10 protein-coding genes are annotated in these 14,351 nt (G+C 73.7%); 8 read left to right on the forward strand and 2 right to left on the reverse strand.

Features of this window, described 5'->3' with window-relative positions; genetic code table 11:
* The first annotated feature begins 291 nt into the window (after positions 1 to 291).
* From trpC to trpA, 3 genes are read left to right on the forward strand one after another with little or no spacing between them, the layout of a single operon-like run.
* Complete coding sequence (gene trpC, locus ACFY1S_RS20510; RefSeq protein ID WP_334631255.1) at positions 292 to 1,095, forward strand: indole-3-glycerol phosphate synthase TrpC; 804 nt, start codon at positions 292 to 294, stop codon at positions 1,093 to 1,095.
* 37 nt (positions 1,096 to 1,132) lie between these two features.
* Positions 1,133 to 2,371 carry a tryptophan synthase subunit beta gene (gene trpB, locus ACFY1S_RS20515; protein WP_139585700.1) on the forward strand — a complete coding sequence of 413 codons (1,239 nt, stop codon included), beginning with the start codon at positions 1,133 to 1,135 and terminating at the stop codon, positions 2,369 to 2,371.
* A 1-nt stretch (position 2,372) separates the two neighbouring features.
* On the forward strand, positions 2,373 to 3,176 hold the full coding sequence (trpA, locus tag ACFY1S_RS20520; protein WP_387120215.1) for a tryptophan synthase subunit alpha: 804 nt from the start codon (positions 2,373 to 2,375) through the stop codon (positions 3,174 to 3,176).
* A 69-nt stretch (positions 3,177 to 3,245) separates the two neighbouring features.
* Here the strand turns inward: trpA and ACFY1S_RS20525 are convergent, their stop codons facing one another.
* Positions 3,246 to 3,815 carry an NUDIX hydrolase gene (locus tag ACFY1S_RS20525; RefSeq protein WP_387120218.1) on the reverse strand — a complete coding sequence of 190 codons (570 nt, stop codon included), beginning with the start codon at positions 3,813 to 3,815 and terminating at the stop codon, positions 3,246 to 3,248.
* A gap of 101 nt (positions 3,816 to 3,916) precedes the next feature.
* Between ACFY1S_RS20525 and lgt the strand changes: the two genes are divergently transcribed.
* Positions 3,917 to 5,092 carry a prolipoprotein diacylglyceryl transferase gene (lgt, locus tag ACFY1S_RS20530; protein WP_387120221.1) on the forward strand — a complete coding sequence of 392 codons (1,176 nt, stop codon included), beginning with the start codon at positions 3,917 to 3,919 and terminating at the stop codon, positions 5,090 to 5,092.
* Between the two features lie 15 nt (positions 5,093 to 5,107).
* Positions 5,108 to 6,295, forward strand: coding sequence for an FAD-dependent oxidoreductase (locus ACFY1S_RS20535; protein ID WP_387120224.1), 1,188 nt, complete (start codon positions 5,108 to 5,110; stop codon positions 6,293 to 6,295).
* A 13-nt stretch (positions 6,296 to 6,308) separates the two neighbouring features.
* Here the strand turns inward: ACFY1S_RS20535 and ACFY1S_RS20540 are convergent, their stop codons facing one another.
* Positions 6,309 to 7,145, reverse strand: a complete 837-nt coding sequence (locus ACFY1S_RS20540) for a GNAT family N-acetyltransferase (RefSeq protein ID WP_387120315.1) — start codon at positions 7,143 to 7,145, stop codon at positions 6,309 to 6,311.
* 153 nt (positions 7,146 to 7,298) lie between these two features.
* On the opposite strand from ACFY1S_RS20540, the gene gltB reads away from it, so the two are divergent.
* The 3 genes from gltB to ACFY1S_RS20555 all read left to right on the forward strand — a co-directional run bounded on the left by gltB (position 7,299) and on the right by ACFY1S_RS20555 (position 14,168).
* The gene (gltB, locus tag ACFY1S_RS20545; RefSeq protein WP_387120227.1) at positions 7,299 to 12,002 is read left to right on the forward strand and encodes a glutamate synthase large subunit; all 4,704 of its coding nucleotides are present in this window, start codon (positions 7,299 to 7,301) and stop codon (positions 12,000 to 12,002) included.
* A complete protein-coding gene (locus ACFY1S_RS20550) occupies positions 11,995 to 13,530 on the forward strand; it encodes a glutamate synthase subunit beta (RefSeq protein ID WP_387120229.1) in 1,536 nt (511 codons plus the stop codon). The genes gltB and ACFY1S_RS20550 overlap by 8 nt, the downstream gene beginning before the upstream one ends.
* 122 nt (positions 13,531 to 13,652) lie before the next feature.
* Positions 13,653 to 14,168, forward strand: a complete 516-nt coding sequence (locus tag ACFY1S_RS20555; RefSeq protein ID WP_387120232.1) for a hypothetical protein — start codon at positions 13,653 to 13,655, stop codon at positions 14,166 to 14,168.
* Positions 14,169 to 14,351: the final 183 nt, after the last annotated feature.

Consider the following 14,351-nt stretch of genomic DNA (forward strand, 5'->3'; position numbering starts at 1 on the left):
CGGTCCGGCGTCGGTGGCATGATCGGGGGATCGGCTGACTCGCCGGGAGCGCCGGGCTCCCACCGTGTGACCACGATCGATGGCGGAGGTGGCGCTGCGTGACATCCCGTTCACGGCAGGTCGGCCATTATGCCGCAGCCCTTTTCGTGAGCAGCGCCATACCCCCGGCGTCCGGGGTCGGCCCCCTGCCCCTAGCATCGGCCCATGACACCCGGAGAGGGGAGTCCGTTGGTGACTGCTGAGCATGCGCACGCGGAGGGGGACGACGCCGGTCAGGCAGCGTCCGTAAGCGTGCTCGACGAGATTCTGGCAGGCGTGCGCGAGGACGTCGCCCGTCGCCAGGAGCAGGTTCCGCTGGAGCGGATCCGTGAACTGGCAGCTGCGGCGCCGCCGCCGCTCGACGCGTACGCGGCCCTGCGCAAGCCCGGCGTCGCGGTGATCGCCGAGGTGAAGCGCTCGTCGCCGTCCAAGGGCCGGCTGGCCGAGATCGCCGATCCGGCCGACCTCGCCGTCGACTACGCGGCCGGTGGCGCCCGCGCCATCAGCGTGCTGACCGAGGGGCGCTGGTTCGGCGGTTCGCTCGACGACCTGGCGGCCGTCCGGGCCGCGGTGACCGTGCCGGTGCTGCGCAAGGACTTCGTGGTCTCCAGCTACCAGATCCACGAGGCCCGCGCGCACGGCGCCGACCTGGTCCTGCTGATCGTCGCCGCCCTGGAGCAGAACGTCCTGATGGGCCTGCTCGAGCGGATCGAGTCGCTGGGCATGACCGCTCTGGTCGAGGTCCACGACGAGGAGGAGGCCGACCGGGCCCTGGAGGCCGGCGCGCAGGTGATCGGGGTCAACGCCCGTGACCTGCGTACCCTGGAGGTCGACCGGTCGGTGTTCGAGCGGATCGCGCCGGGCCTGCCCAGCAGCGTCGTCAAGATCGCCGAGTCCGGCGTCCGCGGCCCGCACGACCTGATCCGGTACGCCTCGGCGGGCGCCGACGCGGTCCTCGTCGGCGAGGGCCTGGTCACCCAGAAGAGCCCGCGCGAGGCGGTCGCCGAACTGGTCAACGCCGGTAACCACCCTGCGACGCCCCGGCCGGTGCGCTGAGCCGCACCGGTGTGACGCCCCACCGAGAGGATTTCCGATGAGCGCCGACGCGCTGGCCCCGGTGGCCGGCCCGCAGCCCGACTCCGCCGGCCACTTCGGCCGCTTCGGCGGTCGGTTCGTTCCCGAGGCCCTGGTGGCCGCGCTGGACGAGCTCGACGGGGCGTGGCGTACGGCGATGGCGGACGAGTCCTTCCGGGCCGAGTTCGGCGCGCTGCTGCGTGACTACGCGGGCACGCCGTCGCTGCTCTACGAGGCCCGGCGGTTCTCCGCGAAGGTCGGCGCCCGGGTGCTGCTCAAGCGGGAGGACCTCAACCACACGGGCGCGCACAAGGTGCGCAACGTGCTGGGTCAGGCGCTGCTCACCAAGCGGATGGGCAAGACCCGGGTGATCGCCGAGACCGGCGCGGGCCAGCACGGCGTGGCCACCGCGACCGCCGCCGCCCTGTTCGACCTGGAGTGCGTGGTCTACATGGGCCAGGTCGACACCGAGCGGCAGGCGCTCAACGTGGCCCGGATGCGGATGCTCGGCGCCACGGTCGTCCCGGTCACCAACGGTTCGCGCACCCTCAAGGACGCGATGAACGAGGCGATGCGCGACTGGGTGGCGAACGTCGACGAGACGCACTATCTGATCGGCACCGCGGCGGGGCCGCACCCGTTCCCGGCGATGGTGCGTGACTTCGTCCGGGGCATCGGTGACGAGGCCCGGCAGCAGTGCCTCGACCTCACCGGAGGGCTGCCGGACGCGGTCACCGCCTGCGTCGGCGGCGGCTCCAACGCGCTCGGCATCTTCCACGCGTTCGTTCCCGACGAGGCCGTGCGGCTGTACGGCTTCGAGGCCGGCGGCGACGGTGTCGCGACCGGCCGGCACGCGGCAAGCATCACCGGCGGGTCGGCCGGGGTGCTGCACGGCACCCGCACGTACGTGCTCCAGGACGCCGACGGGCAGACGCTGGAGTCGCACTCGATCTCGGCGGGGCTGGACTACCCGGGCGTCGGGCCCGAGCACGCCTGGCTGCACGACAGCGGGCGGGCCACCTACCTGCCGGTCACCGACGACGAGGCGATGGCCGCGTTCGAGCTGCTCTGCCGCACCGAGGGCATCATCCCGGCGATCGAGAGCGCCCACGCGCTCGCCGGCACCGTCGCCCTCGCACCGAAGCTCGCCGCCGAGCTGGGCCGGGAGCCCACAATCGTGGTCAACCTCTCCGGGCGGGGCGACAAGGACGTGCACACCGCCGGGGACTACTTCGGCATCCTCGACAAGGAGCGGTGAGATGAGCCGGATCGGGGTGGCCTTCGACAAGGCCCGGGCCGACGGACGGGCGCTGCTGGTCGGCTGCATGCCTGCCGGGTTCCCGACGGTCGAGGGCAGCATCGCGGCGATGACCGCGATGGTCGAGGCCGGCGTGGACGTCATCGAGGTCGAGATCCCGTACTCGGACCCGGTGATGGACGGGCCGGTCATCCAGAAGGCCAGTGACATCGCGCTGGCCGGGGGCGTACGCACCGCGGACACGATGCGCGTCGTCGAGGCGGTGGCGGCCACCGGAGCCCCGGTGGTCACCATGACCTACTGGAACCCGGTCGAGCGGTACGGCGTGGACGTGTTCGCCCGTGACCTCGCGTCCGCCGGCGGCACCGGTCTGATCACGCCTGACCTCATCCCCGACGAGGCGGCCGAGTGGCTGGCCGCCTCGGACGCGCACGGGCTGGACCGCACCTTCCTGGTCTCCCCGTCGTCCACCGACGCCCGGTTGGCGATGACCGTCAAGCACTGCCGGGGCTTCGTCTACGCCACCGCGGTCATGGGCGTGACCGGCGCGCGGACGAACACCTCCGACGCCGCCCCGACGCTCGTCTCCCGGACCCGCGCGGTCACCGACCTGCCGGTCGGCGTCGGCCTGGGGGTGGGCACCGGCGCGCAGGCCGGGACCGTGGCCGGGTACGCCGACGGCGTGATCGTGGGCAGCGCCCTGGTCCGGTGCGTGCTCGACGCGTCGTCCGAGGCGGAGGGGTTGGCCGCGCTGCGTACGCTCAGCGCCGAGCTTGCCGAGGGCGTCCGCAACCCGGTCCGCTGAGCCGTCTCCCGCCAAGCTCGGCCTGGCGGTGATGCGCCGCTACCGGCGGCGGGCCGTCGGGCGGCGCTGTCAGGGTCGCAGGGACGGATCCGCCGCCTCGCCGCGCTGCTCCGGTGGCTGCCCGACTCCCGACCACCCGTCGTCGGCGGCGCGGGCCGCTGGCGGCGCGACGCCGACGGGGCCGGGTGCCCAGGGGACGTCACGCAGGACACCGGAGCGGCCGGCCGACGCGTCGTCGACGGCTGCCCGGGTGAGCGGGGTGACCGCCTCGGGCAGCGCGGCGGGCGGATGCCAGGAGAGCCGGCAACCAGGTGGTGGGTCGGCGGCGGGCCGGACACCTGCCACCCGCGCCCGGAACACGTGCACCAGGACGTCCGGCAGCGGCCCGGCCCGCCCTGCCGGCGCCGTACCCGTGCCCGGCGCGGCCAGGTGGTAGACACCGACCAGGTCGACCAGCTCGACCTCCCAGCCGGTCTCGGCGCGGATGTCGCGCAGCGCGGCGGGCACCGGGCTCTGCGCCGGACGTAGCCGCCCGCCGGGCAGGGCGTACCGTCGCTCGCCCCGGCCCTGGCGGCAGAGCAGCACCCGTCCGGTGTCGTCGGTGACGACCGCGGCGACCGCCCAGCTGAGCGCGCTCATGGACAAAGAGCCTACGGCGGTGCAAACCAGAAGTCACCGGGTTGCCGGTAGGGCGGCCCGGGGTGCCGCTTCGGGGGTGCACAGCGGTAGCGTGTGCACCCGTGACCTACGCCTCGCTGTCCCCCCAGGCGGCCCTGCCCAGTCCCAGCACCGCTGTCTGGCAGCTCGGGCCGGTCCCGATCCGGGCGTACGCGCTGTGCATCATCGCCGGCATCGTGCTGGCCTGCTGGGTGACCGAGCGTCGGCTGCGTCAGCGCGGCGTCGCCCCCGGCGCGGTGCTCGACATCGCCGTCTGGGCGGTGCCCGCAGGCATCATCGGCGCCCGGATCTACCACGTGATCACCTCCCCGGAGAAGTACTTCGGCGCGGGCGGCGACCCGATGAAGGCGTTCGCCATCTGGGAGGGTGGTCTCGGCATCTGGGGCGCGGTCGCCGGCGGCGCGGTGGGCGCCTTCATCGCGGCCCGGCAGCTCGGCATCCCGTTCGGTGTGGTGGCCGACGCCCTGGCCCCCGGTCTGCCGCTGGCGCAGGCGGTCGGTCGCCTCGGCAACTGGTTCAACAACGAGCTGTTCGGTGGCCGGACCACCCTGCCGTGGGGTCTGGAGATCCACCGGATGGACCCGGACAATCCCGGGCACGCGCTGCGCGACGACGCCGGTCAGCCGATCCTCGAACCGGGCCTCTACCAGCCGACCTTCCTGTACGAGGCGCTGTGGAACCTCGGCGTGGTGGCACTGGTCCTGGTCCTCGACCGTCGGCTGAAGCTCGGCCGTGGTCGGGCGTTCGCCCTGTACGTGATGGGCTACACCGCCGGCCGGTTCTGGATCGAGCTGATGCGCGCCGACGAGGCGAACCGGATCCTCGGCGTACGCCTCAACGTCTGGACCGCGGCCCTGGTCTTCCTCGGCGCGTTGATCTACTTCGTCCGGGTGCGCGGCCCCCAGGAGTTCCTGATCCCGCTCGGTGCGGCGGCGACGCCCGCGCCGACCGGCACGTCCGACCTGTCCCAGGTCGACCTCTCCGCGCGGGAGGCCTCGGCGCGCAGCGCCGCCCCCGAGGGGTACGAGGTGGTAAGCGAAGAGCAGTACCACGCCTGGCGGGACAGCGGTGTCCTGCCGGCCGGGTCCGCCGGTGACGACGACCGCCCGGCCGACGAGTCGGTCGACGCGGCCGACGACGCCGCCTCGACCGGGGACCAGGCGGGGGACGGTACGCCGCAGACCCGCGACGACCGGGCCGACGCCACAGGCGCGCGTCCCGCCGACCGGGACAGCTGAGCGGGGGCGGCACCGATGCGAAGCGCGGTGGTGGTCGGCGCCGGAGTCGGTGGTCTCGCGGTCACCAGCGCGCTGGCGCGGTCCGGCTGGCAGGTCACCCTGCTGGAGCGGGCCGAGCGGGTACGCCCCGAGCCGACCGCCGTGGTGCTGTGGCCCAACGGCGTACGCGCCCTTCAGGCGCTGGGCCTCGGCGCGGGCCTGGCCGCCATCGCCACCCCGCTGCCTGACGGCGGGGTCCGCCGGCCGGACGGGCACTGGCTGGTGCAGCCCCGCCCCGTCCCGGCCGACCGGATGCCTGTGGTGGTGCACCGCGAGGATCTGCACGACACGCTGATCGCCGGGCTCGGCGACCGGGTGGAGCTGCGCACCGGCGTCACAGTGCGACACGTCCGGGTCGAGTCGGGCCAGCGACCGGCGGTCAGCGATGGCCGGCACACCATCGAGGCCGACCTGGTGGTCGCCGCCGACGGCACGGACAGCGGCGTCCGCCGCCAGCTCGCCCCCGAGTCCGGGGTGGTCAGCTCCGGCTGCGCCGCCTGGCGGGCCGTCATTCCCTGGTACCGGGCGCCCCGGCTGCCCGCCGACCAGCCGGCCGCCGGTGAGGTCCTCGGCGCGGGCTACCGGTTCGTGGCCGCCTCGCTCGGCGAGCGTGGCTCGTCCGGCGGTTCCAGCAGGGGTGGCATCTACTGGGTGGCCACCGCCGCCGGAGCGCCCCGCCCGGAACCGCCCGAGACGCAGTTGGCGCTGCTGCGCCGCTGGTACGCGGGCTGGCCCGAGCCGATCGGCGCGCTGCTCGAGGCCACCGACCCCGGTGACCTGGTCCAGCAGGAGGTCCGCGAGCTGCGTCCGCTGCCCCGCGCGTACGGCTTCCCGGTCGGGCCCGGGGGCGTGGTGCTGCTCGGTGACGCGGCGCACGCCATGCCGCCGCACCTCGGGCAGGGCGCCTGCCTCGCCTTCGAGGACGCGGCCACGCTCGCCTCCCTGCTGCGCGAGGCCCGGCTGCCCGACGCCGTGCAGGCGTACGACCGGGTGCGCCGGCCACGGGCGGCGACAGTGGTCCGGCAGACCCGACGCATGTCGGCGGTGCTCCAGACGCGGGGCCGGTTGGCGTTGCGTGCCCGCGACGCGGCCCTCGGCACGATCAACTCGCGTCTGCTCTCCAGCGCCGCGGCCTCGGCCGCGCAGTGGCGGCCCCCGGCGTGACCCGCGCCGCCGGTCAGCCGATCAGGGCGGCGGGCTCGGCGATGCAGGCGGTGCCGACGCGGCGGAAGCCGACCCGCAGGTAGACGCGGGCGATCTCGTCGCTGCCGGCGGAGAGGAAGACCAGTTCGGTGCCGGCGGCGAGCAGTTCCCGGGCCAGTGTGGCGGTCAGCGCGGCGCCCAGACCACGCCGCCGGGCGGCCGGCAGGGTCGCCACACCGGCGATCTCCGCGACGTCGTCGACACGCATCGCCATCCCGCTGGCCAGGGCGCCCTCGGTGACCGTGCAGGCCAGCGCGGAGATCCGTCGGCCGTCGGCGATGCGGACCCGTTCCTCGTCCAGCGCGGCCAACTCCAGCCCGGTGACCGCGGCGTCCCGCTCGGCCGGGCCGGCCTCGCCGCGCGCGGTGCCGGCGGCGGCGAACGCCACGGCCGCGACGGCCCGCCGGGCGGCCACGTCGGCGGCGAAGTCGGGCGAGTCCGCCGCCAGCACCCGCACCGGTACGTCGGAGAGCGTCGCCGGGTCGGGCAGGGCTGCCGGGTCGAGCACCATCAGCGGCGCCTCCAGCACGTTCAGCCCCGCCGAGCGGGCCACCGCGAGTAGTTGCGGTGTGGTCTCGTGCACCCATTCGAAGGCTTCCGGGAGGCCCAGTTCCCGTTGCCGTTCGCGTACGGCTGTCACGTCGGCGAGCGACGGCGGTTCGGTGGCGTCGAGGCGGGGGCGGGCGTAGAACGGCCAACCGGCGCCTTCGCGGACGAACAACACCAGCCCGCCGTACTCCTGCGCAAGGGCGACGTCGCGGGGCACCGCGTCGTAGAAGCGTTCCAACCGGTCGAAGACGTCCTGATGCAGCGGATCCACCGCGCGAGACTACACGTCCCAGACTCTGGACGGTGTGATCAATCTTGACTGGCCTTGTGGCCGCAGCCCTAACGTAGACTCAATAGACCCACGGGCCGACGTCGTCCCCATCACGATCCAACCTGAGTGACGACAGGAGGCCCGGTGGCTCAGCCGTACCCGCACAAGTCACAGCCGTACCCGCTCAGCCCGCAGGCGTCCCCGACGCCCGACCCCCGCCCGTCCGCCCAGGGCCTGTACGACCCGGCGCAGGAGCACGACGCCTGCGGGGTGGCCTTCGTTGCGGATCTGCACGGTCGGCGTTCGCACGCGGTCGTCGCCAACGGGCTCGGTGCGCTCTGCCGGCTGGACCACCGGGGCGCCCGAGGCGCGGAGCCCAACACCGGCGACGGCGCGGGCATCATGATCCAGGTCCCGGACGCGTTCCTGCGCGCGGTGGCCGGTGTCACGCTGCCCCCGGCCGGTGAGTACGCGACCGGTCTGGTGTTCCTCCCCGACGACGACGCCGCCGAGGCCCGCGCCCGCCGCGTCGTCGAGAAGTACGCGCTTGTCGAGGGTGCCGACCTCCTCGGCTGGCGGGACGTGCCGATCGACCCGCAGGAGCTCGGCGAGACCGCCCTGGCGGCGATGCCCCGGGTCCGGCAGGTCTTCGTGGCCGCGCGTCGGCTCACCGACTCGCCGGCCGGTCGGGCCGGCTCCGCCCTGAGCGGCATCGACCTGGACCGGGTGGCGTTCTGCCTGCGTAAGCAGGCCGAGCGGGAGACCGCCGAGCGGGGCGTGCCTGCGTACTTCCCGTCGCTGTCCAGCCGCACGATGGTCTACAAGGGGATGCTCACCCCCGACCAGCTGCCGGCGTTCTACCCGGATCTGCGCGACGAGCGGGTGGACAGCGCGATCGCGCTTGTGCACTCCCGCTTCTCCACGAACACGTTCCCGTCCTGGCCGTTGGCGCACCCGTACCGGTTCATAGCCCACAACGGCGAGATCAACACGATCCGGGGCAACCGCAACTGGATGCAGGCCCGGGAGGCGCTGCTGCGCTCGCCGAACGTCCCGGGCAACATCCGCCGGGTCTTCCCGGTCTGCACCCCAGGCGCCTCCGACTCGGCGAACTTCGACGAGGTGCTGGAGTTGCTGCACCTGGCGGGGCGCAGCCTGCCGCACGCGGTGCTCATGATGATCCCCGAGGCGTGGGAGAACGACCCCGGCATGCAGCCGGACAAGCGGGCGTTCTACCGCTTCCACGCGAGCCTCATGGAGCCGTGGGACGGGCCCGCGTCGGTGGCGTTCACCGACGGCGAGATCGTCGGCGCGGTGCTGGACCGCAACGGGCTGCGCCCGGGGCGCTGGTGGCAGACCGACGACGGTCTGGTCGTGCTGGGCTCCGAGGCGGGCGTTCTCGACCTCGACCCGGCCCACGTGGTCGCCAAGGGGCGGCTCCAGCCGGGGAAGATGTTCCTCGTCGACACCGTCGCCGGGCGGATCGTGCACGACGAGGAGATCAAGTCCGAGTTGGCCGTCGCGCAGCCGTACGGCGAGTGGCTGCACGCCGGGTTGATCGAGCTGGACGACCTGCCGGCCCGCGAGCACACCGTCTACACCCACGATTCGGTACGCCGCCGCCAGCAGACCTTCGGCTACACGCAGGAGGAGCTGAAGATCCTGCTCGCGCCGATGGCGCGTACCGGCGCGGAGCCGCTGGGCTCGATGGGCACGGACACCCCGATCGCGCCGCTGTCCACCCGGCCGCGGCTGCTCTACGACTACTTCCACCAGCTCTTCGCCCAGGTCACCAACCCGCCGTTGGACGCCATCCGTGAGGAGCTGGTGACCAGCCTGGCATCGACAATCGGGCCGGAGGGCAACCTGCTCGATCCGGGGGCGGCGAGCTGTCGGCAGATCGTGCTGCCACACCCGATCATCGACAACGACGAGCTGGCGAAGATCCTCTCCATCGACGAGGACGGTGACCTGCCCGGCTTCAAGGCGGTCCGGGTCTCCGGCCTGTACCGCATCCGCGAGGGCGCCGCAGGCATCAAGGCCCGGCTGACCGAGATCTGCCGGCACGTCTCCGAGGCCATCGAGGACGGCGTCCGCATCCTGGTGCTCTCCGACCGGGACTCCAACGCCGACCTGGCGCCGATCCCGTCGCTGCTGCTCACCGCCGCCGTGCACCAGCACCTGGTGCGGGAGCAGACCCGCACCCAGGCGGCGCTCATCGTGGAGTCCGGCGACTGCCGGGAGGTGCACCACGCGGCGGTCCTGATCGGGTACGGCGCGGCGGCTGTCAACCCGTACCTGGCGTTCGAGTCGGTGGAGGACATGATCTCCACCGGCGCGCTCGTCGGGGTGGAGCCGGCGGGTGCGGTGCGCAACTACGCCAAGGCGCTCGGCAAGGGCGTCCTGAAGATCATGTCGAAGATGGGCATCTCGACGGTCTCGTCGTACTGCGGTGCGCAGGTCTTCGAGGCGGTCGGGTTGGACAGCCGGCTCATCGACCGCTACTTCCGGGGCACGCCCAGCCGGATCGGCGGGGTGGGGTTGGCCGGCGTGCACGCCGAGGTGGCCGCCCGGCACGCGCTGGCCTGGCCGCCGTCCGGCGCCGCGGCCTCGGACCGGCTGGAGGTCGGCGGCGAGTACCAGTGGCGCCGCGAGGGTGAGCTGCACCTGTTCAACCCGGAGACGGTCTTCCTGCTCCAGCACGCCACCCGCAGCCGGCAGTACGACGTGTTCCGGCAGTACACGTCCAAGGTGGACGCGCTCGCCGCGCAGGCCGGCTCGCTGCGCGGGCTGTTCACCCTGCGCACCGGGGTCCGCCCGGCGGTGCCCCTGGACGAGGTCGAGCCGGCCTCCGAGATCGTCAAGCGGTTCGCCACAGGCGCCATGTCGTACGGGTCGATCTCCGCCGAGGCGCACGAGACGCTCGCGATCGCCATGAACCGCCTCGGCGGCAAGTCCAACACCGGTGAGGGCGGCGAGGACGTCGAGCGGCTGCACGACCCGGTACGCCGTTCGGCGGTCAAGCAGATCGCCAGCGGCCGGTTCGGTGTGACGAGCGAATACCTGGTCAACGCCGACGACCTCCAGATCAAGATGGCGCAGGGCGCGAAGCCCGGCGAGGGCGGCCAACTGCCCGGCAACAAGGTGTGGCCGTGGATCGCACGGACCCGGCACGCCACGCCGGGCGTGGGCCTGATCTCCCCGCCGCCGCACCACGACATCTACTCGATCGAGGACCTGGCGCAGCTCGTCCACGACCTGAAGTGCGTCAACCCGGCCGCCCGGGTGCACGTCAAGCTGGTCAGCGAGGTGGGTGTCGGCACGGTAGCGGCCGGCGTGGCCAAGCTGAAGGCCGACGTCATCCTCATCTCCGGGCACGACGGCGGCACCGGCGCGTCCCCGCTGAACTCGCTCAAGCACGCCGGCACCCCGTGGGAGCTGGGGCTGGCCGAGGCCCAGCAGACGTTGCTGCTCAACAAGCTGCGCGACCGGGTCACCGTGCAGGTCGACGGTCAGCTCAAGACCGGCCGGGACGTGCTGATCGCGGCGCTGCTCGGCGCGGAGGAGTTCGGCTTCGCGACTGCGCCGCTGATCGTCGAGGGCTGCGTGATGATGCGGGTGTGTCACCTGGACACCTGCCCGGTCGGCATCGCCACCCAGAACCCGGTGCTGCGGGAGCGGTTCACAGGTAAGCCGGAGTTCGTGGAGAACTTCTTCCTGTTCCTCGCCGAGGAGGTCCGGGGCTACCTGGCCGAGCTGGGCTTCCGGTCCATCGAGGAGGCCATCGGGCAGTCCGAGCTGCTCGACGTCGCCCCGGCGGTGGCGCACTGGAAGGCGCACGGCCTGGACCTGGCGCCCGTCCTGCACCTGCCCGAACTGCCGGCCGGCGCGGTCCGGCGCGGGGTACGGGCGCAGGACCACGGCCTGGAGCACGCCCTGGACAACGAGCTGATCGCGCTGGCGCGTCCGGCGCTGTCCGGGGGCGCGCCGGTGCGGGTCGAGGTGGCGGTGCGCAACGAGCACCGCAGCGTCGGCGCGATGCTGGGCGGGGAGGTGACCCGCCGCTTCGGGGGCGCCGGCCTGCCCGAGGACACCATCGAGTTCGTGCTGCACGGCACGGCCGGGCAGTCGTTCGGCGCGTTCCTGCCGCGCGGTGTGACGCTGCGGCTGCACGGCGACGCCAACGACTACGTGGGCAAGGGCCTCTCCGGCGGCCGCCTGATCGTCCGTCCGGACGCCGCCGCGCCGTTCCTCGACGCGGACGCCGAGCCCGGCCAGCGCGCGGAGGACCAGATCATCGCCGGCAACACCATCCTGTACGGGGCCACCGCGGGCGAGGTCTTCCTGCGCGGCCGGGTGGGGGAGCGGTTCGCGGTGCGCAACTCCGGCGCGGTCGCCGTCGTCGAGGGTGTCGGCGACCACGGCTGCGAGTACATGACCGGCGGCACGGTGGTGGTGCTCGGCGCGACCGGCCGCAACTTCGCCGCCGGCATGTCCGGCGGGATGGCGTTCGTGCACCGTCTGGACCGTTCCCGGGTCAACGGGGAGCTGGTCGACCTGGCACCGCTGGGCGAGCAGGAGCAGACGCTTCTGCACGAGCTGGTCCAGCGGCACGTGGCCGAGACCGGCTCGGCGGTCGCCGAGGAGCTGCTCAAGCGGTGGCCGGAGGCGGTGGCCGAGTTCACCGCCGTGGTGCCCCGCGACTACCGCCGGGTGCTGGAGATCATGAGGGCCGCCGAAGCCGCCGGCCACGACGTCGACGACGCGGTGATGGGCGCGCTCAGCGCGCCCGCCGCGCCCGTGCCGCCCGCCCCGCGGGTGGCGGCCCAGGAGGTGGCTCGTGCCTGACCCGAACGGTTTCCTGCGCTACGACCGGCGGCTGCCGGCCCGCCGTCCGGTGCCGGTGCGGATCAGCGACTGGCGCGAGGTGTACCCGCCGGCCGGCGAGGACCTCGTCCGCGAGCAGGCCACCCGCTGCATGGACTGCGGCATCCCGTTCTGCCACGACGGCTGCCCGCTTGGCAATCGCATCCCGGACTGGAACGACCTGGTCCGCACCGGCAACTGGGACGCGGCGGTGGAGTCGCTGCACGCCACGAACAACTTCCCGGAGTTCACCGGCCGGCTCTGCCCGGCGCCCTGCGAGGCGGCCTGCGTGCTGGGCATCGCCGGCGGTCACCCGGTGACCATCAAGCAGGTCGAGGTGGAGATCGCCGACGCGGCGGCGGCGCGTGGGTTCACCCCGCGTCCCGTACCTGCGCCGTCGGGCCGGTCGGTCGCCGTCGTCGGTTCCGGGCCCGCCGGCCTGGCCGCCGCCCAGCAACTGGCCCGCGCCGGTCACGCGGTGACTGTGTACGAGCGCGACGACGCGATAGGTGGCCTGCTCCGGTACGGCATCCCCGACTTCAAGTTGGAGAAGCGGCACATCGACGCCCGGCTGGCCCAGCTCTCCGCCGAGGGGGTGCGCTTCCGGACCGGGGTGAACGTCGGGGTGGACGTGACCGCCGAGCAGTTGCGCGCCGAGCACGACGCGGTGCTGCTGGCCTGCGGGGCGCTGCAGGGCCGGGACACTCCGGAGACCCCGGGGCGGGCGCTGCGGGGCGTACACCAGGCCATGGCGCATCTGGTCGCGGCCAACCGCGCGGTGGCCACGTCGGCCACCGACGAGCCGGGCGTCGCGGTGACAGGCGAGGGGCGGCCGGGGCGGGCGGTGCTGCCGGACGGTACACCCATCGACGCGGCCGGCAAGCATGTGGTGATCATCGGTGGTGGGGACACCGCGGCGGACTGCCTCGGCGTCGCGCACCGGCAGGGCGCCGCAGGCGTGCACCAGCTCGACCTGTACCCGCAGCCGCCGACCGAGCGCGACGAGGCACGGGACCCGTGGCCGACCTGGCCGTGGGTCCTGCGCAGCTACCCGGCGCACGAGGAGGGCGGCGAGCGGGTCTTCGCGGTGGCGGTGCAGGAGTTCGTGGACGACGGCACCGGCCAGGTGCGGGCGGTGCGGATCGCCGAGGTGACAGTCGAGAAGCGCGACGGCAGGCGCATCGTCACAGTCGTGCCCGGCTCGGAGCGGGAGCTTCCGGCGGACCTGGTGCTGCTGGCGATCGGTTTCGAGGGCACCGAGCAGCAGCCGCTGCTGGCGCAGTTCGGGGTGACCCGCAACCCTCGGGGCGCGGTGGACGCCCGCGACGACTGGCAGACCGACGCCGACGGGGTGTTCGTGGCGGGTGACATGCACCGCGGCGCCTCGCTGATCGTGTGGGCCATCGCCGAGGGGCGTGCGGCGGCCGCCGCGATCCACGGCTACCTCGGGGGCGCCGGGGTGCTGCCGGCGCCGGTCGCCCCGGCCGCGCAGCCGCTCGCCGTGCGCTGAGGGATTCCGGCCGGCCGGCGGGGCGGTCGCCGCCCCGCCGGCCGGACGGGCACCGTGTCACTGAGACAGCGGTCACCGGTCGGCGGACCAACCGGCACGAAGATCATCGTTACGCTGCGGTCATGGACATCGAAGAGCGGCTACGGCGAACCCGTCGGTGGCTGTGGATCGTGCTGATCGGGCTCTTCCTGAGCGGGGCGACGGCGTTCCCGCTGGAGATCGAGGTGCGGTGGCTGCTGCGCGCACTGGACCCGCTCGCCGACCAACTGCCGGCCCTGGTCGCCTGGATCGAGCGGGTGCACACCGGGCTCGTGACGGCCGGTGAGGACTACCCGTTCCTGCTCTACGGCACCGACTGGCTGGCCTTCGCCCACCTGGTGCTGGCCGTGGCGTTCTGGGGGCCGCTGCGTGACCCGGTGCGCAACGTGTGGGTGGTGCAGGTCGGCATGATCGCCTGCGCGGGGATCATCCCGCTGGCGGTGATCTGCGGACCGATCCGGGACATCCCCTGGTTCTGGACGCTCGTCGACCTGTCCTTCGCGGTCGGGGCGTTCCCGCCGCTCTGGTTCGCCTACCGGCACATCCGGGTCGTGGAAGCGAGCACGGCCGCGGCGACAGGCGTCCCAGCGACTCCGTGACCGGGCCTCTCCAGGCCCGTGGCCGGGTGGGTGAAACCAGCCGGCGACGACCTGCGGGGGGGGGGGGGGGGGGGGCAACACCCCCCCCACGGGCCCTGGGGGGGGGGCCCCCAGTTTGGGCGCCCGGCACCCCCCCCATTTGGGGGGGCGGGCGACGGCCCCACCCCAGTGGGGGGGGGCCCG

Origin of the sequence: Micromonospora sp. NPDC000663 (assembly GCF_042898105.1) — a bacterium.
Taxonomy (GTDB): Bacteria; Actinomycetota; Actinomycetes; order Mycobacteriales; family Micromonosporaceae; genus Micromonospora.